Here is a 17446-nt window from a genome sequence, read left to right as displayed (position 1 = left end):
CCCGCCCGCCGCTCCGGAGGTCGTACCCGGTGATCCGGTCGCGGCCGGCCCGCCGGCACCCGGGCGGGGGGCCGCGAAGGGCCGGCGACGGCGGGTCGCGGGCATCGCGGCGGGCGCCGTCGCGCTCACGGCGGCACTGGCCGGAGGGTGGTGGACGCTCCGCGCCGGCCTCGGCGCGACGCCGCTGCCCTACCGCGCGGACTTCGCCGACTCCTGGTCCGTCGGCGCGTCCGACGGCGGCCGGAGCGAGCTGGACGGCGGGTCCTACGTGCTCACCGCGAACGCCGGTTGGCGGTTGTGGAAGTCGGCCCCGTTCTCGGGCGAGCCCGCCGATGGCATCGTGATCAGCTCCAGGACCCGGCTCGAAGAAGGCTCCGGCGAGTTCGGCGTGTGGTGCCGCGGCGACACGGGCACCGGCGACCGCTACGAGTTCGCGGTCAACGGCTCGGGCGAGGCGTCGATCATCAAGCGGCACGGCGGGCGGAGCACCGTCCTGAAGGGCCCCGTCCGGGTGACGAAGTCCGCCGAGAGCCGGCTCGTCGCCCAGTGCGGCCGGCGGGGCGAGGACGTCGCCCTGAGCATGTGGCTCGACGACGACCTGGTGTGCGAGGCCGCGGACACGCGCGCCCCCTACGGTCCCGGAGCCGCCGGCGTGTTCGCGGCGCCGGACGCGGCGGGGCCCGTCCGGGTCAGGTTCCGCACGTTCGAGCTCCGCGCGGCGAAGGGCTGAGCGGTGCGGTCCGATGTGACGGTGCGGTTCGGCGTGCTCGGGCCGCTCCAGGTGCTCGCGGGCGAGCGCGACCTGACGCCCGGACCGGCCAAGCACCGCGCGCTGCTGGCCGCCCTGCTGCTGCGGGCGGGACGGCCGCTCACCGTACATCGGCTGATCGCCGAGGTGTGGGGGGACGAGCCGCCCGCGTCCGCCGAGCCGGTCCTGCGGGTGTACGTGAGCGCCCTGCGCAAGGTGGTCGACGGGATCCGCACCGTGCCCGGCGGCTACCTCCTCGACGTCGACCCCGAACTGCTGGACGCGTACCGGTTCGAGCGCCTGGTCGCCGCGGGCAGGCGGGCCAGGGACGCGGGCAGGGTCGCGGAGGCGGCCGACCGCCTGCGTGCCGCCCTGGCGCTCTGGCGGGGGCCCGCGCTGGCCGGGATCGAGTCGGCCGAGCTGCGGCGGGCGCACGCCGTGCCGCTGGAGGAGCTGCGGTTGACCGCGCTCGAAGAGCGCGTCGAGATGGACCTGGCGCTCGGCCGCGGCGCCGAGGTGACGGGGGAGCTGCGCGCGCTCGTGGCCGCGCACCCGCTCCGCGAGCGGGCCTGGGGACAGCTCATGCTGGCGCTCGATCAGGCCGGGCGCAGGTCCGACGCGCTCGCCGCGTACCAGGAGGCGCGGCGGCTGCTGGTTGACGAGCTCGGCCTCGAACCGGGCGCCGAGCTGCGGGAGGCGCACGCGCGGGTGCTGGCCGGGGACGCCCCGGCGCCGGACGACGCGCGGGCCGCGTCGTGGGCCGTGCCGAACGAGCCGAACGAGACGCCGCCCGACGTCGCCGACTTCACCGGACGCGAGCGCGTGCTCGACTGGATCCGCCGGTCCGTGCCCGCCGCCGGGGCCGCGCCCGTCCACCTGGTGCTGCACGGCCCAGCGGGCGCGGGCAAGTCGGCGGTGGCGGTCCACGCGGCCGCCGCGCTCGACTTCCCCGACGGACGGCTCTACGCCTCGCTCACCGGCAGGACGCCGGGATCGGTGCTGGAGGACCTGCTGCGCTCGCTCGGCTGCCCGCGGGGGGCCGTGCCCGCCGATCCGGCCGAGAGGGTACGCCTCTACCGCAGCTCGGTGAGCGGGCGACGGCTGCTGGTGGTGCTGGACGACGCGGCCGACGAGGCGCAGGTGCGCCCGCTGCTGCCCACCGGCCCCGGCTGCCTGACCCTGGTGACCAGCCGCTCGCCGCTCTCCGGCCTGGAGGCGGCGCGCGCCTGCGAACTCGACGTGTTCGACCAGGGCGAGTCCGTGGAGATGCTGGCGCGGGTGGTGGGGGAGCGGCGGGTGCGCGCGGAGCCGGAGGCGGCCGCGCGGATCGCGGCGCTGTGCGGCGGGTTGCCGCTCGCGCTCAGGATCGCCGGGTCCCGGCTGGCGCGGCGGCCGAACTGGACGCTGGAGCACCTCGCCGGCCGCCTCGAGGACGAGCGCGGCCGCCTCGACGAGCTCAGCGCCGGCGACCTGGCCGTGCGCGGCACCCTGGCGCTCGGCTACCGCGCGCTCGCGGACCGGGAACGCCCGCTGCTGCGCCGCCTCGGCGCGCTGTCCGCGCCCGACATCGCCCCGTGGGCGGCCGCCGCCGTACTCGGCGCGCCCGCCGACCGGCTGCTGGAGGCGCTGGCCGACACGGGCCTGCTGCAGGCGCGCGGGCTGGACGCGGTCGGCCAGGAGCGGTACGGCCGGCATGACCTGACCAGGCTCTTCGCCGCCGAGCGGCTGGCCGAGGAGGAGGGGCCGCCCGCCCGGGTGCTCGCCGCCGCGTCCCGGGAGATCCTCGACCGCACCCGGCGGGCCAGGGCGCTGCTCCTCCCCGCGGAGCCGGGCTCCGGCCAGACCCTGGTCCGTACGGCGGAGCAGGCCGCGGCACCGGAGACCACGCTGCTGAGAGAGTCGGCCCGCTGGCTGGCCGCCGAGCGGCGGTTCCTGGTGGCGACCGTCGCCGACTTCGAGCGGGCCGGTCTGGACGAGGCGGCCTGGCGGCTGGCCTTCTACCTGACGCCCTTCTTCGAGCTCGGCGCACACCACGAGGACTGGCGTACGACCGTGGAGATCGGTCTGCGGGCCGCGCGGCGGACGGGGCACCGCCACGGTGAGGCGCTGCTGTTGCGCTCCCTCGCCGACCTGTGCCGCACGGAAGGCCGCCTGCCCGAGGCGGCCGACGCCCTCCAGCGGGCGCTTCCGCTCGCGGAGGCGGGCGAGGTGGCGCGCACCCGGCACCGGCTCGGCCTGGTCCACCTGGCCCAGGGGCGGCGGGCGGAGGCGGAGGCCTGTTTCGTGGCCTGCCTGGCCGCGTTCTCGGCGGCGGGCGACCGGCGCGGCAGGGCCGACACGTTGCGCGCCCTCGGCGGGCTGCGGCAGGAGGAGGACCTGCTCGTCAGGAGCCTGGAGGTCTACCGCGAGCTGGGCGACCCGCGCGGCGAGGCCGCGGTCTCGCTGGACCTGGCCGGGCTCCACCTGGACCTGCGGCGCCCGTCCGAGGCGCGTACGCGGGCCGAGCGCGGTCTCGGCCTGCTGCGGAGGCTGGGTGATCGGCTGCCCGAGGCCGGGGCACTGGTGGTCCTGGCGCGGGTGGCCATGGCGGAGGGCCGCCCCGACACCGCGCGCCGCGCGGCGGAGGAGGCGCTCGGGACGTTCCGCGAGTACGGGGACCGACGGGGCGCGGCGCAGGCGCTCCTGACCCTGGGGGCCGCCCATCTGGACCTTGATGAGATAGATGGTGCGGTTGATGTCATAACGAGCGCTATGGGAGAGTTTGCCGTGATCGGCGACAGAACCGGCCTGGCCCGGGCCGAAGAGCTCGCCGACGAGGCGGCGCGGCGCCGTGGCCTGCGCGTTTAGCGCGCTATGCGGATCCTGAATGTGCCCCGCCTACGGTCGGGCTCGGTTCCATTCACGACAGGCGGAGGTGGACGACGGGATGCGACGAGGGAAGACGCCGGCGGCGGCCGGGTACGTGCTGACCGCGGTGCTGGCGGGCGTGCTGACCGGCTGCGGGATGCTTCCCGGGCAGCAGGGCGGCGGAGGCGAGGAGCGGCAACCGGTCGCGCAGGGGAAGCAGGCCGCGGGCTCCGGCGACGCGGCGGCCTCCGGAAGCTCGGGCGACTCGACCGGTTCCGCCGGTTCCGTCGCTTCGACCGCTGACGGCGGCGGCGACGCCGGAGCGGCCGGGCAGGGGAGCGCGCCCGCCGAGCAGGGCACGGTGATCGCGAGAAGGGACGTCAAGGCGAGCGGTGCCGACCTGACCGTGGAGATCACCGGGCTCAAGCGGCAGGGGCGCCTGGCCACGCTGACCTGGACGGTCACCAACACCGGCGCCAAGCGGTGGCAGATGAGCAGCGGCATGGGCGACACTCCCGGCGGTCTCGGTCTGACCGTGGCGGGGGTCAACCTGGTCGATCCGGTCAACGGCAAGCGCTACACCGTCGCGCGTACCGGGGCCTACCCCCACGCCAAGTGCCTGTGCTCGGACTACGACGTGTTCACCGAGCCGGGCGAGGTGCTGCCGCTGCACGCCACCTTCGCGGCCCCGCCGCCGGACGTGACGAAGATCAACGTGGATCTCCGGGTGCTGGGTGTGTTCACCGATGTCCCGATCGCCTGAGCGCCTCGCCGTCCTCGGGCTCGCGCTCGCGCTGGCGGCCGGTCCGCTGGCCGGTCCCGCGACGGCCGCTCGGGCGGATCCGGAGGACGCCACGGCGGGGGTGGAGGACGTCATCGCCCCCGTCGAGGACGTCATCGCCGAGGTGGAGTCGCTCGACGGCTCCGAGAGCGAGTCGAAGCAGGGCGAGCAGGTCACCGTGGCGCTCACCAGCGACGTGCTGTTCGCGCTCGACAAGGCGGTGCTGACGGCCGGGGCGAAGACCCATTTGCGGCGGATCGCCGCGAAGGTGCGGGCCGAGTCCGCGGGCGGAGCGGTCAGGATCGAGGGGCACACCGACGACCAGGGAACGGACGCGTACAACGACGCGCTGTCGCTCAGGCGGGCGCGGGCCGTACGGCAGGCCCTGCAGGCGACGCTGACCGGCGTGCCGTTCCAGGTCAGGGGGTTCGGCGAGAGCAGGCCCAAGCTGCCCAACGTCGTCGACGGCAGGCCCGTCGAGGCCAACCGCGCCAAGAACCGCAGAGTGGAGATCGTCTTCACCGCCAAGCAGTGACCTCCGGGGCGCTCCCCGGGTTCCGGCCGGTACGGGGCGGCCGGGGAGACGGCGGGGGCGCGCCGGGGAGACGGCGGGGCGCACGGCGCGGGGGGACGACGGTCGTCCGTCAGGCGTGCCGCGTCCGCGGCGGGCGTCCCGGACGGCGGTTGGCGTCCGTCGCGGCCCGTACGAACTCGCGCACCCGCTCGGTCGTGTTGGCCTCCGGCCAGACCAGTCCGCGCTCGATCGGCGGCGCGTCGTGGATCGGCACGTACGCGACGTCGGGGCGGGGGTAGTACCGGCGGCTGTGCTCGCCCACCGGGAGGACGCCTCTGCCCATGGCGACGAGGGACAACATCTCGGAGAACGTGTTCCCTGTCGGGCCCTTCGGAACGGGTCTGCCCGACGGGGTGCGCTCGGGTGTGCGGTCGCGCTTGAACTCGGCCGAGGTGACCGACGGGTACTGCACCACGGGGTGATCGGCGAGGACTTCGAGGGACACCGACTCCTCGCGGGCCAGCGGATGCGCGGCGGCCACGGCCAGCAGGCGGCCCTCCGACATCAGGGCCGGCCCGCAAGCCATGCCGTCGAAAGGGTACGCGGCGATGAGGATGTCGATGGAGCCGTCGAGCAGGCTCGATCGCGAGTTGGAGAGCTGCACCTCGTGGACGTCGACCTCGCAGTCGGGGTGCCGCTCGGCGAACAGGCTGACGGCGTTGAGCAGCACCGGCGCGGTCCACTCGCCGAGGAACGCCACCCGCAGCCGCCCGCTGACCCCGCGACCGGTGTCGATCGCCCGGCGCACCGCCTCGTCCATCTGGGCCACCAGCGGCGCCAGGTCGTCGGCCAGCCGCCGGCCGATCGGGGTGAGGCGGACGACGCGGCTGGTGCGCTCGAACAGCGGAGCGCCTATCCGGCGTTCCAGCTTCTTGATCACATGGCTGATCCGCCCCGTCGTGACCCGCAGACGCTCGGCGGTGCGGCCGAAATGCAGTTCATCGGCGAGCGTCAGGAAGGTCTCCAGCTCGTGGCGTTCCAGCATGCGGTTCCTCATCGTTGAATCTGAGTCAACGATCGTAGTCCATTCGCGTCTTGGTGGCCCGTCGCCGCCCGGGCATCGTGGACAGCGGCACCCGGTGCGAGAGCCGGGCCTCGAGAGATGGGAACCCCATGAGCACGACGGAGATCACCGAGTACCCGACCGGTCCCGACGACACGCTGCGCGAGATCGGCGAGAAGACGCGCGAGGTGACGACGGTGCGCGTCAAGGCGTTCGACCACCTGGTGCTCAACGTCCAGGACGTGGAGCGCTCACTGGAGTTCTACTGCGGGATCCTCGGCCTGGAGCCGGTACGCGTCGATCGGTGGCGCGCCGGCGAGGTCGGGTTCCCCTCGGTGCGGGTGACTCCGGAGACCATCATCGACCTGGTCGGCCACCCCCGCGGCGAGTCGAACGTCGACCACATCTGCCTCGTCGTGGAACCGCTGGACTGGCAGGAGGTCATCGACTCGGGCGTCTTCACGGTCCTGGAGGGGCCCGTGCCCCGGTTCGGCGCGCGCGGCGGCGCGACCTCGATCTACGTGCGCGACCCCGACGGCAACACCGTCGAGCTGCGCTGGTATCCGCAGGACGCGGAGGGGAACGCCGCGGGGTGACCGCGTCCGTGACGACGACCGGGTGGCGGTTCCGGAGCCGCCGCCCGCCCCCGCCCCGAGGCGCTACAGCGGAACGCGCTCCCGATCCACGGTCGCCCTGACCGGCGGCCGGAGGCTGCGCAGCCGTACGAGCAGCAGCAGCGCCACCATCCCGATCGTCACCGGGGGCACGAGGAAGGCCGTGGCGGCGCCGAAGCGGTCGACGAGCTGCCCCGCCGCCAGCGAGCCCGCCGCGATGCCGAGCCCGTTGGCGCCGATGAGCCAGGTGAACGCCTCGGTGCGGACGCCGTCGGGCACCAGCCCCTCGACGATCGTGAACCCGGTGATCAGCACGGGGGCGATGACGAACCCGGCCAGAGCCGCGGCGCAGTACAGGAGCGGGACGTTCCCGGCGAAGATGAAGGCGCTCGTGGCGACGCCCAGCAGGGGCAGCCCGGTCGCGAGCCTGGCCGGCGCGCCCGCCTTCCAGCGGACCGCGCCGTAGAGGAACCCGCCGGCGGCGCTGGCCACCGCGAGCGTGCCGTAGACGGCCCCGGCCAGTCCGGGCCTGCCCAGCTCGGCGGTCATGGAGGTCACGCCGACCTGCAGGCTGCCGAACACCGAGCCCATGGCGACGAAGGCGGCGGCCACCAGGGCGACGCCGCGCAGGCCCAGGACCCCGCCGGAGGAGCGCGGGCCCGCCGGCCGCGGCTCAGGGGCGCCCGTGCGTACGGCGGCGAACAGCAGCGTTCCCACGACGCTCAGGGCGAGCGCGGCGAGCAGCGCCACCACGGGGGAGAACCCGGTCGCCAGGGCCACGAGCAGGACGGGGGCGAAGGCGAAGGTCAGCTCGTCGGTGATGGACTCGACGGCGAAGGCGGTGTCGAGCGTCGAGGCGCCGCGCAGGCGGTGCGCCCACCGGGCCCTGACCATGGCGCCGACCTGCGGCGCCGACGCGCCGACGAGCGCGGCGGTGAGCACGAGCAGCGGCAGGGAGGCGTGCGCGGAGGCCAGGACGAGCAGCGCGCCGAGCGCGAGCCCGTGGACGGCGCTCTGCGGCACCAGGACACGCGCCTGGCCGTAGCGGTCGGCGAGCCGTCCGGTCTGCGGCCCGGCGAGGGCCTGCGAGACGGCGGCGGCGGCGGTGGCGAAGCCCGCCTGGCCGTACGAGCCGGTGGACCACTGTACGAGCAGCAGCACGCCCATCTGCAGCATCGCGAAGGGCAGGCGGGCGATGAGCGCGGGCGCCAGGAACCGCCAGGCTCCCGGTGTCGCCAGAACATGCAGATAGGACCTCACGCCGGTCTCCGTCCGAAGTCGCGACGGAGAGCCCGGCAGGAGCTCACCGTCATGGTGGGCATCGACCGGGGTTGTTACCGACAGTGTGAGTGGGGCCGGCCGCCGAGCGGTCACTTTGTCCCCAAATGTATCATGCAGCGGCAAAGCGCCCGTTCCGGGAGAATCGCGGCAGCGTCGGGGGCGAATCCGGGCCGAGGGCGGAAACGCCCGACCGGTTCCCGGCTCGCCTGTGCCCCCGCAGCCGAGCGCGGCCGCGCCGGACACGCCCTGTACGGCGGCGAGGTGACGGAGACCGGTGTCCTCCCGCCGTCGTTTACCCGGCTGTGGTGCTGAGTCTCCCGTATCTCGGTAGGGGTTTCTCTGCCACCTTGCGCTGGTGAGGGGGTGATCCCGGTGGCCGTGTGGCATCGGTGCTCCGTCAGGACCCGGCTGAGCGCCGTGGCGGGCCTCGTCATGGCGCTGATCTGCGCCACCGCGACGGTGCTGGTCCTGGTGTCCGCGCAGGCGCGCGCCGTGGAGTATCGCAAGGCGCAGGTCATCGCCAACGCGCTGCCGATCGTCGAGCGGGTGGCGCTCACCGGGGTGCCGTCCTCCCTGCCGGAGAAACCGGGCAGGGCGATCCAGTTGTTCAGCCCCGCTCGGCGGCTGGTGGCGTCGACCCGGAACCTGCCGGGGACGGCGCCGATGGCGGACCTGCCGCCCGAGTCGACGAGCACGACCAGGAAGATGTGCGACCTGCCCGCGTTCCCGGGCCAGTGCAAGATCGTGCTCAACATCCCCATCCACATGGCCAACGGCACCTGGCGCCTCTACGTGGCCGGCCCGCTGCCCCCGTGGTACGGCAACGGCACGCTCCTCGGGCTGCTGCTGGGCGGTTCCCTCCTGCTCGTCGCGGTGACCGCGGCGGGCGCGTACTGGATCGTGGGCCGGACCCTCGCGCCCGTGAGGGCGATCAGTGGCAAACTCGCCACGATCACCGCGAGCGACCTCGGTCAGCGTGTGCCGGTGCCCAAGTTCCGGGACGAGCTGCGCGATCTCGCCCAGACGGCCAACGAGACGCTGGACCGCGCGCAGGCCGCGGTCGAACAGCAACTCAGGTTCGCCTCCGACGCCTCGCACGACCTGCGCACCCCGCTCGCCGCCATGCGCGTCGAGATCGAAGAGGCGCACATGTACGCGGAGGAGACGAACTGGCCGGAGAAATGCCACGTGCTGTTGGAGAGCGTGGCACGGCTACAGGACCTGGTCACCGATCTCCTGCAGATCGCCCGGCTGGACTCCGGCATGACGGGGCGGCGCGAACGCCTCGACCTGACCGAGCTGGTGGCATGTGAGCTGGGCCGCCGGCCGCGCCGGATCACGTTGATCGGGCGGCTCACCCCCGGTGTGATGATCGACGGCGAGCGGATCGCCCTGGCCCGGCTGCTGACCAACCTGCTGGACAACGCCGAACGCCATGCCCGCTCCGCCGTGACGGTCGGCCTCGACCGCGCGGGCGGCGCCGCGGTGCTGGAGGTGGTCGACGACGGGGAGGGCGTCGCGCCCGATCAGCGGGAGGTCGTCTTCCAGCGGTTCGCCCGGCTGGAGGCGTCCCGGAGGAAGGACACCGGAGGCACCGGTCTCGGCCTGTCCATCGCCCGGCAGATCGCCGAGTCCCACGGCGGGACCCTCACCATCGAAGACAGCGACAGCGGCGCGCGGTTCGTCGTGCGCGTCCCCTGCGCGGGCGCGCCGCCGGAAGGCCGGCAGGCCGAGTACGCCTGAAAAGGACAGGTAGCCGGTCAGCGGGTACGGCGTGGCGGGCCGAGACGGGCGGTGACGGCGCCCGCTCGCGAGGTGGTCCCGGCCAGGGTGACGGCGATGGTGACCGGACCTCGCCCGCCGGCGGCCTGGCGGCGCGATCGACGGGGCGGGGTGCGGCGGCGGCGTGGTTGACTGTCGGGCGTGGATCACGACCGAGTAGTCCTCGCCTTCCCGTCCGCCGAGGCGTTCGAGACCTGGCTCGCGGCTCACCACGACTCGTCGTCCGGCATCTGGCTCAAGATCGCCAAAAAGGAGACCGGCATCGAGTCGGTGGACTACGCGCAGGCGCTCGACGTGGCCTTGTGCTACGGCTGGATCGACGGGCAGAAGGCCGCGTTCGACGACGCGCACTGGCTGCAGCGCTTCACGCCGCGCAGGCCGAGAAGCAGGTGGTCGAAGGTCAACCGCGACAAGGTCGCCGCGCTGATCGAGCAGGGCCGGATCAAGCCGCCCGGTCTGCTCGAGGTCGAGCGCGCGAAGGGCGACGGCCGCTGGGACGCCGCGTATGACGGATCGCGGACCGCCTCCGTGCCGGAGGACCTGGCACGCGCGCTGGCGGACAATCCCGCCGCGGAGGCGTTCTTCGCGACGCTGGACAGCCGCAACCGCTACTCGGTGCTGTACCGCGTCCAGGACGCCAAGAAGCCCGAGACGCGCGCGCGTCGCATCGAGCAGTACGTCGCGATGCTGGCGGAGCACAAGAAGATCCACCCCTGACGGGCGATCGCCGCGCCGGCGGGCACGGCCCCGCCGTCACCGGTAGCCGGGGTGGACGCCGGGCGTGAGCCCCTGCTGGGCGGCGATGGCCTCGAGCAGCTCGGCGAGCCGGGCGCGCTGGGCGCGGTCCAGCGCGGCGCAGATGTCGTCCTCGTGCGCCGAGCCGAGCCGGCGCATCTCCTTCATGACGCGCGTGCCCTCCTCGGTGAGGTGCAGCGCGTGATTCCGGCGGTCCTGCGGGTTCCGCCGCCTTTCGACGAGCCCCTTGCGCTCCAGGCTGTCCACCAGCGCGACCACACGGCTCGGCACGACCCCCATCTCCTCGGCCAGAGACTGCTGGCTGCGCCCCGGGCGAGTGGCGATCATGCGCAGCAGCCCGACGTCGGCGGGGATCACCCCCAGCTCACTGATCCGCTCGGCGAACCGCGCCGCCGCGTGCGCTCCCACCTGCGAAAGCAGGAACGCCGTTCCCCGCGGCCCGGGCCGCGCCGCGCGTTCGTCGGGGCCGGCCCCCGGTGCTGTGCTCATGCGCTGATAGTAGTCCGGACGAAATAGTTCTGTGCTATGAATGATTCATCGCACAGAACGGAGTTGGAGATGTTCGACGAGATCGGCGGAGAACCGCCGCGTTATCCGGACCTGGCGGGCAAGGTGGCGCTGGTGACCGGTGGCAGCCGGGGGATCGGCGCGGAGACCTGTCGCGCCCTGGCGGCGAACGGGTGCGAGGTCGCGGTGAACGGCCGGGACCGGGCGGCGATCGACGAGGTGGTGGCCGGGATCGTGGCGGCGGGGGGCGCGGCGGTGGCGGCGCCCGGCGACGTCACCGACGAGGCCGCGGTGCGGCGGATGCGTGACACGGTGGAGCGCGAGCTGGGGCCCGTGGACGTCCTCGCGGCGTTCGCCGGGGGACAGGGCGCACCCGCCCCGACCGCCGAGCTGGGCGCCGACCGGTGGCGCGCGGTCATCGAGTCCGACCTGACGTCGGTGTATCTGACGGTGGCCGCGTTCCTGCCCGGCATGATCGGCCGAGGCGGGGGCTCGATCATCACGATGTCCTCCGCCGCGGGCCGCCGTCCGAGCCGCGCGAACGCCGCGTACGCCGCCGCGAAGGCCGGCGTGGTGATGCTCACCGAGCACCTGGCGGGCGAGGTCGGCGGTCATGGGATCCGGGTCAACTGCCTCGCCCCCTCGGCGGTGCTCAACGACCGAATGCGGCGTTCCATGTCCGACGGGCGGCTGGAGGAACTGGCCGCCGCCTACCCGCTGGGCCGCATCGGCCGCCCCGGCGACGTCGCGCAGGCCGTGCTGTACCTCGCCTCCGACGCGTCGTCCTGGGTGACCGGGGTGACGCTCGACCTGACCGGCGGGCGGGTGGGCGCGTGATGAGTCCTGAGACCACCCGGCCCCAGAGGAACGCCGGGCCGCCGCTCGGGGTCCTCGCCGTGGTGTTCACGGCGCTGTTCCTCGGCGCGATCGCCGTCAGCACGGCCATGGCGGGCGGTGCGACCTTCCCGTCGCCCTTCGGCTCCGCGGCCGAGATCGTCGCGTACTTCCACGACAATCCGGACGCCGTACGGGTGAACGCGTTCCTGCAGTTCGCCGCCTCCGTGCCGATGGCGATCTACGCCGCCACCGTCTCCGTGCGGCTGCGCGACCTCGGCATCCGCGCGCCGGGGGCGACCATCGCCCTGGCGGGCGGCCTGCTGGCCGCCGGGCTGCTGGCCGTGTCCGCGCTGTTCGGGTGGGCGCTGTCCCGCCCGGAGGTGCTGACCGAGCCCGTCGTGGTCCGTACGCTGCAGGACCTCGCGTTCGCCGCCGGCGGCACCGGGCACGTCGTCTTCCTCGGGCTGCTCGTGGCGGGCGTCGCCGTGCCGGGGTGGCTGGCCGGTCTGCTGCCCCGCCCGCTCGCGCTCGCGGGTCTGGCCGTCGCCGCCGTCGCGGAGCTGTCCACCTTGACGCTGCTGGTCCCGGACGCGGCCTTCCTGCTGCCGGTCGCCCGCTTCACGGCCCTGGCCTGGCTCGTCGCCGTCGGCTTCCTGCTGCCCCGCACTCGTCCGAGAAGGACCGGTTCGACCCCGAACCGGTCGGAAGGCACCGGAGAACGAAAGGAAAGTCACGCGTGAACGCCGCACTGACCGAGCGACTCATCCGCTTCCAGCACCCGCAGAAGGTCCTCGGCTACCTGGGCGGGCTCGGCGACGATCGCCTCGCCGCACTCTTCGGGCTCGACGTCGCCGCCTACCGCCGGACGCGTCAGGGGCTCGACGAGCAGGCGCGCCGCGCCGCGGCGGACCTGCTCACCGACCCCGGGTTCGCGGAGAAGGTGGACCGGCTGCCCTTCCAGCCGGGCGCGCGGGTCCTGGCCGTGGGGGAGAGCACGACCGGCGACCTGATGTCCTGGTTCGAGATCCTGCGCCACCTCCTCGACCTGCGGCGCCCCGCCGACGGCGTCACCTTCGTCAACACGGCGGTCTCCGGCCAGACGACCACCCAGGCGCTGGCCGCGCTGCCCGGGTTCGCCGTCCAGCGTCCGGACTGGGTGCTGTGCATGCTGGGCGCCAACGACGTCCAGCGCCTCGGGTCGGCGGACGGGCCGACGCTGGTCAGCCTCGCCGAGACCGAACGCAACCTGAGCGCTCTACGCGATCTCGTGGTGGAGCGCACCGGGGCGCGCTGGGTGTGGCTCACACCTCCCGCCGTGGACGAGGCGCGGGTCGCGGCCTACCGGCCCTTCCAGCAGGCCGGGTTCGCCTGGACCAACCACGACATCGACGCCGTCGGGCGGATCCTGCGGGCGCTGCCGGACCGCACCGTCGACACCCGGCCCGCCTTCGCGGGGCAAGCGGGGGAGCCGTTCCACCTCGACGACGGGGTGCATCCGTCCCTGGCCGGTCAGCGAGCCCTGGCGGCCGCCCTGGTAGACGCGCTCGCCGAGCCGTCCTGAGGCCGCCTCTCCTCGGCCGCGAGACCGGGAGGAAGTCCGTGGAGAAGCCCGTGGAGAAGTGATCTACATCGTAAAGGCGTGGGGGCCGGGCGAGCGGCTCGCCGTACGATGGGCGTTGAAGGCACGACGAGGGGCCGCGAGCCCTCGACCGTGCCGGCGGTTCGTGTTCGCGGGAGTCGGCCATGACCGGACTCAACGTCACCCAGAAGCTGATCGGCGCCCACCGCGTGGACGGCACGATGGCGCCCGGAGCGGAGATCGGGCTGCGCATCGACCAGACCCTGACCCAGGACGCCACGGGCACGATGGTCATGCTCGAACTTGAGGCGCTCGGCCTGGACCGGGTCCGCACCCGGACATCGGTGCAGTACGTCGATCACAACCTGTTGCAGACCGACGAGAGGAACATGGCCGACCACCTGTTCCTGCGCTCGGCCTGCCGCCGGTTCGGGTTGTGGTACTCCAAACCCGGCAACGGTGTGTCGCATCCCACGCACATGCAGCGCTTCGGGATCCCGGGCGACTCGCTGGCCGGCTCCGACTCCCACACCTGCGCCGCCGGATCGCTGGGCATGCTCGCCGTCGGCGTGGGCGGCCTGGAGGTCGCCATGGCGATGGCGGGGGAGCCGCTCCACCTGACGATGCCCCGGGTCTGGGGCGTGCGCCTGACCGGCACGCTCCCGCCCTGGGTGTCGGCGAAGGACGTGATCCTGGAGATGTTGCGCCGCCACGGCGTCGGCGGCGGGGTGGGCCGGGTCGTCGAGTACCACGGGCCGGGGCTGGCCGCGCTGTCGGCGATGGACCGGCACGTCATCGCCAACATGGGCGCCGAGCTCGGCGCGACCACGACCGTGTTCCCCGCCGACGAGCGGGTGCGCGCGTTCCTCGCCTACGAGGGGCGGGCGGGCGACTTCGTCGAGATCCTCGCCGATCCCGACGCCCGCTACGACGTCGAGGACGAGATCGACCTGTCGGCCCTCGAGCCGCTGATCGCCGCGCCCACCTCGCCGGGGAACGTCGTCCCCGTACGCGAGGTCGCGGGTGAGGACGTCCACCAGGTGGTGATCGGCTCCTCCGCCAACCCGGGCCTGCGTGACTTCGCGATCGTCGCCGCCATCCTGGCGGGCCGTCAGGCCCACCCCCAGGTGTCGGTGGACGTCAATCCGACGTCGCGGCAGATCCTCGCCGACCTCACCCGTATGGGCGCCACCCTCGATCTGATCAGGTCCGGCGCTCGCCTGCACCAGACCGGGTGCATGGGATGCATCGGCATGGGGCAGGCCCCCGCGGTCGGCCGCAACAGCCTGCGCACCGTGCCGCGCAACTTCCCCGGAAGGTCGGGCACCAAGGAGGACTCGGTGTGGTTGTGCTCACCGGAGACCGCGGCGGCCGCCGCGGTGACGGGACGCATCACCGACCCGAGGACGCTGCCCGACCTGCTCGGGATCGACTATCCCGTCCTGACGCGGCCGGAGCGGGCCGGCGTGCCCGAGGGGATGTTCGAGCCGCCGCCCCCGGCCGAGGGTCGGCGGGTCGAGCTGGTGAAGGCGCCGAGCATCGGTAGGTTGCCCGACTTCGATCCGTTGCCCGACCTTCTGCGCGGTCCCGTACTGCTCAAGCTGGGCGACGACGTCTCCACCGACGAGATCCTGCCCGCCGGGGCCCGTGTCCTGCCCTTCCGCAGCGACATCGTCCGGCTCGCCGAGTTCACCTTCGGCCAGATCGACGAGGGCTACGCCGCGCGGGCGCGTCAGGCCGGCCCGCACGTCGTCGTCGCCGGCGGCAACTACGGGCAGGGGTCGTCTCGCGAGCACGCCGTGATAGCGCCCCGCCACCTCGGCCTGCGCGCCGTGATCGCGAAATCGTACGCGCGCATCCACTGGCAGAACCTCGCCAACTTCGGCGTACTGGCCCTGGAGTTCGCCGACCCGGCGGACTACGACCGCGTCGGCGAGGGCGACGAGCTGTGCGTGCGGCGGCTGCGCGCCGAGTTGGAGAGGGGCGGCGACATCGTCGTGCACGACGTGACCGGGAACATCGACTTCGTCGTCCGCCACCGCCTCTCGCCCCGCCAGGTCGAGATGGTGCTCGCCGGCGGGCAGATCCCTCTCATCAGGTCGCGCGGCGCGTCATGAGCGGGCGCGGTCGTGAGCCGGGGGCCGGCTAGGTGTTCACCGGTTCGGGGTGGGTGTAGCGGTCGCGCCCGGCCCAGAGGGCGACGCACGTCTGCGCGAGCGCGATCCCGGCGATGAGGGCGAGGACGGGCGTCCAGGTGCCGCTGCCGTCCGCGAGCCGGCCGGCGGCGATCGGACCCGCGGCGGCGAGCAGATAGCCGACGGACTGCGCCATGCCCGACAACTTCGCCGTTTGCGAGAAGGTGCGGGTGCGCAGACCGATGAGGGCGAGGGCGACGACGATGGAGCTTCCGGAGGCGATCCCCGCGACCACCACCCAGACCGGGCTCCAGCCGGGAGCCCACACCATGCCGGCCATCGCGGCGGCCATCGGGAGGCTGACCAGCACGCCGGTCGCGCGCTGGTCGGCCCTGGCGCCCATGACCGCGATCACCGCCAGCCCCGAGACGATGCCGACCGCCTGGAAGAGGAAGAGGTACCAGCCGGCCGTGCTCGCGGGCACCCCGCGCGCGATCTCGATCGTGGGCAGCCAGTTGACCATGAGATAGAACGTCGTCGACTGCAGGCCCATGAAGAACGTCACCTGCCATGCGACGGCCGACCTCCAGACCGGCTTCTCCGGCGCGGCCGAGACGGCGGGCGCGGCCGCCCCGGCGACGTCCGCGCGGCCGCGGGGGCCGCGGGGGCCGCGGGTGCGCATCGTCCAGACCGCGGCGGCCAGCAGCGCGGGGGCGGCCCATACGGCCAGCGACCATCGCCAGCCGTACCCGGTGGCGATCGGCACGGCGACGCCGGACGCGAGCGCCGCGAAACCGGTCATCACCGCCGTGTAGAGGCCGGTGACGCGCGAGACCGCGCCCGGGTGGTCGCGTTTGACGATCGAGGGGACGAGCACGTTGCCGGCCGCGATCGACGCGCCCGCCACGGCGGTGCCGGCCCACAGCCAGGCGGCGCCCGGAAGGGAGCGTACGGCGATGCCGGCGGCCAGCGCGACCAGCGCCCACAACACCACGCGCTCGGCGCCGAAGCGGGCGCCGGGCCGGTGGACGACGGGGGACAGGGCGGCGAAGGCGAGCAGCGGCAGCGCGCCGAGGGCGCCGAGAGCGGTGGTGCCGAGACCGGTGTCGGCGCCGACCAGGTCCAGGACCGGGCCGACGGAGGTCAGGGCGGGGCGCAGGCAGCCGGCCACGAGGAGGACGGCGAGGAGCTTCACGACCGGGTGCCCCGCTCCGAAGCGTTCCGCTCCGGGATCGGTCGTGGACGTGCCCGGCGCGGCGGACGGGCGGGGCGTCACGACGGCTCTCCGGACACGGCGCTGAGGAACTCGACCTCGCGGAACAGTTCGGCGGCGCAGGCGCGCGCCCGGTCGGCGTCGCCCGCCTCGACGGCGTCCGCGAGCGCCGCGTGCACCCCGCCCGTCTGGGGGTCCTCGGGGAGCGACGTGGTTCGCCGGATGGAGGCGACCATGCTCTCGTTGACGGCGTCGTACAGGCGCAGGAGCAGCGGGTTCCCGCAGGCTCGCATCAGCGTGCGGTGGAAGGCGGCGTCCGCCTCGACGTAGGCGTCCACGTCCTCGGCGGCGTCGGCCGCGGCGCGGTCGGCGAGTGCGCGGCGCAGGTCGCGGATGTCCTCCTCGGTGCGCTGACGGGCGGCCCGGATCGCGGCGGCGGTCTCCAGGACGGAGCGCACGTCCAAAGTGTGCCGCAGGTCGTCGCCCCGCTGATCGCGGGTGAGGATGGCCGCGAGCTCGTCTCTGGCGCGCACGTAGGTGCCGTCGCCGACGCGCGGCTCCAGCAGGCCGGCCATGCTCAGCGCGCGCAGCGCCTCCCGCACGGTGCCCCGGCTGACGCCGAGCTCGGAGGCGAGCTGGTTCTCACCGGGGATCCGGGATCCGATCGGCCACGTCCCGTCGTCGATCAGGCCGCGGAACTGCTCGCAGAGTTGCATGACCAGCGGCTCCTGCCGCACCGGTGCCGTCATCCGTGGCACGGCCCCTCCCGCTGTGCATATGTCCTACATC

Annotated in this window: 16 protein-coding genes; 11 read left to right on the top strand and 5 right to left on the bottom strand. The window is 74.1% G+C overall.

Annotated elements, in window-relative coordinates; genetic code table 11:
- The 4 genes from AWQ70_RS39720 to AWQ70_RS00135 form a co-directional block, all read left to right on the top strand.
- Window positions 1-730, top strand: a 730-nt coding sequence (locus AWQ70_RS39720; RefSeq protein ID WP_218004355.1) for a hypothetical protein, incomplete at its 5' end; no start/stop codon positions are given.
- A gap of 3 nt (window positions 731-733) precedes the next feature.
- On the top strand, window positions 734-3595 hold the full coding sequence (locus tag AWQ70_RS00145; protein WP_245646577.1) for an AfsR/SARP family transcriptional regulator: 2862 nt from the start codon (window positions 734-736) through the stop codon (window positions 3593-3595).
- A gap of 79 nt (window positions 3596-3674) precedes the next feature.
- Window positions 3675-4358, top strand: a complete 684-nt coding sequence (locus tag AWQ70_RS00140) for a hypothetical protein (RefSeq protein WP_067168962.1) — start codon at window positions 3675-3677, stop codon at window positions 4356-4358.
- Window positions 4342-4911 carry an OmpA family protein gene (locus AWQ70_RS00135; protein ID WP_067168518.1) on the top strand — a complete coding sequence of 190 codons (570 nt, stop codon included), beginning with the start codon at window positions 4342-4344 and terminating at the stop codon, window positions 4909-4911. The genes AWQ70_RS00140 and AWQ70_RS00135 overlap by 17 nt, the downstream gene beginning before the upstream one ends.
- A 109-nt stretch (window positions 4912-5020) precedes the next feature.
- On the opposite strand, the gene AWQ70_RS00130 is transcribed toward AWQ70_RS00135, so the two are convergent.
- Window positions 5021-5947 carry a LysR family transcriptional regulator gene (locus AWQ70_RS00130; RefSeq protein WP_245646575.1) on the bottom strand — a complete coding sequence of 309 codons (927 nt, stop codon included), beginning with the start codon at window positions 5945-5947 and terminating at the stop codon, window positions 5021-5023.
- 116 nt (window positions 5948-6063) lie between these two features.
- On the opposite strand from AWQ70_RS00130, the gene AWQ70_RS00125 reads away from it, so the two are divergent.
- Window positions 6064-6549: a VOC family protein gene (locus tag AWQ70_RS00125; protein ID WP_084516378.1), complete on the top strand. Its 486-nt coding sequence runs from the start codon at window positions 6064-6066 to the stop codon at window positions 6547-6549.
- A gap of 63 nt (window positions 6550-6612) precedes the next feature.
- Here AWQ70_RS00125 and AWQ70_RS00120 read toward each other — a convergent pair whose 3' ends face one another.
- The gene (locus AWQ70_RS00120) at window positions 6613-7827 is read right to left on the bottom strand and encodes an MFS transporter (RefSeq protein ID WP_067168514.1); all 1215 of its coding nucleotides are present in this window, start codon (window positions 7825-7827) and stop codon (window positions 6613-6615) included.
- A 393-nt stretch (window positions 7828-8220) separates the two neighbouring features.
- Between AWQ70_RS00120 and AWQ70_RS00115 the strand changes: the two genes are divergently transcribed.
- Window positions 8221-9591 (top strand): sensor histidine kinase, encoded by a 1371-nt coding sequence (locus tag AWQ70_RS00115; protein WP_157529814.1) that lies wholly within the window; start codon window positions 8221-8223, stop codon window positions 9589-9591.
- 180 nt (window positions 9592-9771) lie between these two features.
- On the top strand, window positions 9772-10347 hold the full coding sequence (locus AWQ70_RS00110) for a YdeI/OmpD-associated family protein (protein WP_218004354.1): 576 nt from the start codon (window positions 9772-9774) through the stop codon (window positions 10345-10347).
- 36 nt (window positions 10348-10383) lie between these two features.
- Here AWQ70_RS00110 and AWQ70_RS00105 read toward each other — a convergent pair whose 3' ends face one another.
- A complete protein-coding gene (locus AWQ70_RS00105) occupies window positions 10384-10875 on the bottom strand; it encodes a MarR family winged helix-turn-helix transcriptional regulator (RefSeq protein WP_067168511.1) in 492 nt (163 codons plus the stop codon).
- 69 nt (window positions 10876-10944) lie between these two features.
- On the opposite strand from AWQ70_RS00105, the gene AWQ70_RS00100 reads away from it, so the two are divergent.
- The 4 genes from AWQ70_RS00100 to AWQ70_RS00085 all read left to right on the top strand — a co-directional run bounded on the left by AWQ70_RS00100 (window position 10945) and on the right by AWQ70_RS00085 (window position 15426).
- Window positions 10945-11730: an SDR family NAD(P)-dependent oxidoreductase gene (locus tag AWQ70_RS00100; protein ID WP_067168509.1), complete on the top strand. Its 786-nt coding sequence runs from the start codon at window positions 10945-10947 to the stop codon at window positions 11728-11730.
- A complete protein-coding gene (locus AWQ70_RS00095; protein WP_067168507.1) occupies window positions 11730-12470 on the top strand; it encodes a hypothetical protein in 741 nt (246 codons plus the stop codon). Before AWQ70_RS00100 ends, AWQ70_RS00095 begins: the two co-directional genes overlap by 1 nt.
- Complete coding sequence (locus AWQ70_RS00090) at window positions 12467-13291, top strand: SGNH/GDSL hydrolase family protein (RefSeq protein ID WP_067168505.1); 825 nt, start codon at window positions 12467-12469, stop codon at window positions 13289-13291. The genes AWQ70_RS00095 and AWQ70_RS00090 overlap by 4 nt, the downstream gene beginning before the upstream one ends.
- A gap of 182 nt (window positions 13292-13473) precedes the next feature.
- Entirely contained in the window at window positions 13474-15426 is a 1953-nt protein-coding gene (locus tag AWQ70_RS00085; protein ID WP_067168504.1) for an aconitate hydratase, read from the top strand.
- 28 nt (window positions 15427-15454) lie between these two features.
- On the opposite strand, the gene AWQ70_RS00080 is transcribed toward AWQ70_RS00085, so the two are convergent.
- Window positions 15455-16720, bottom strand: coding sequence for an MFS transporter (locus AWQ70_RS00080; protein WP_084516376.1), 1266 nt, complete (start codon window positions 16718-16720; stop codon window positions 15455-15457).
- Window positions 16717-17406, bottom strand: coding sequence for a FadR/GntR family transcriptional regulator (locus tag AWQ70_RS00075; protein ID WP_067168502.1), 690 nt, complete (start codon window positions 17404-17406; stop codon window positions 16717-16719). Before AWQ70_RS00075 ends, AWQ70_RS00080 begins: the two co-directional genes overlap by 4 nt.
- Window positions 17407-17446 lie beyond the last annotated feature (40 nt).

It is taken from the genome of Microtetraspora niveoalba (assembly GCF_001570405.1).
GTDB classification, from domain to species: domain Bacteria; phylum Actinomycetota; class Actinomycetes; order Streptosporangiales; family Streptosporangiaceae; genus Microtetraspora; species Microtetraspora niveoalba.
This window is presented reverse-complemented; position numbering and strand designations above follow the sequence as displayed.

Excerpts from the sequence above, each read along its gene's own strand:
- AWQ70_RS00085 (WP_067168504.1), top strand. The coding sequence starts at position 13,474 with ATGACCGGACTCAACGTCACCCAGAAGCTGATCGGCGCCCACCGCGTG.
- AWQ70_RS00125 (WP_084516378.1), top strand. The coding sequence starts at position 6,064 with ATGAGCACGACGGAGATCACCGAGTACCCGACCGGTCCCGACGACACG.
- AWQ70_RS00135 (WP_067168518.1), top strand. The coding sequence starts at position 4,342 with ATGTCCCGATCGCCTGAGCGCCTCGCCGTCCTCGGGCTCGCGCTCGCG.
- AWQ70_RS00130 (WP_245646575.1), bottom strand. The coding sequence starts at position 5,947 with ATGAGGAACCGCATGCTGGAACGCCACGAGCTGGAGACCTTCCTGACG.
- AWQ70_RS00140 (WP_067168962.1), top strand. The coding sequence starts at position 3,675 with ATGCGACGAGGGAAGACGCCGGCGGCGGCCGGGTACGTGCTGACCGCG.
- AWQ70_RS00095 (WP_067168507.1), top strand. The coding sequence starts at position 11,730 with ATGAGTCCTGAGACCACCCGGCCCCAGAGGAACGCCGGGCCGCCGCTC.
- AWQ70_RS00100 (WP_067168509.1), top strand. The coding sequence starts at position 10,945 with ATGTTCGACGAGATCGGCGGAGAACCGCCGCGTTATCCGGACCTGGCG.
- AWQ70_RS00075 (WP_067168502.1), bottom strand. The coding sequence starts at position 17,406 with ATGACGGCACCGGTGCGGCAGGAGCCGCTGGTCATGCAACTCTGCGAG.
- AWQ70_RS00105 (WP_067168511.1), bottom strand. The coding sequence starts at position 10,875 with ATGAGCACAGCACCGGGGGCCGGCCCCGACGAACGCGCGGCGCGGCCC.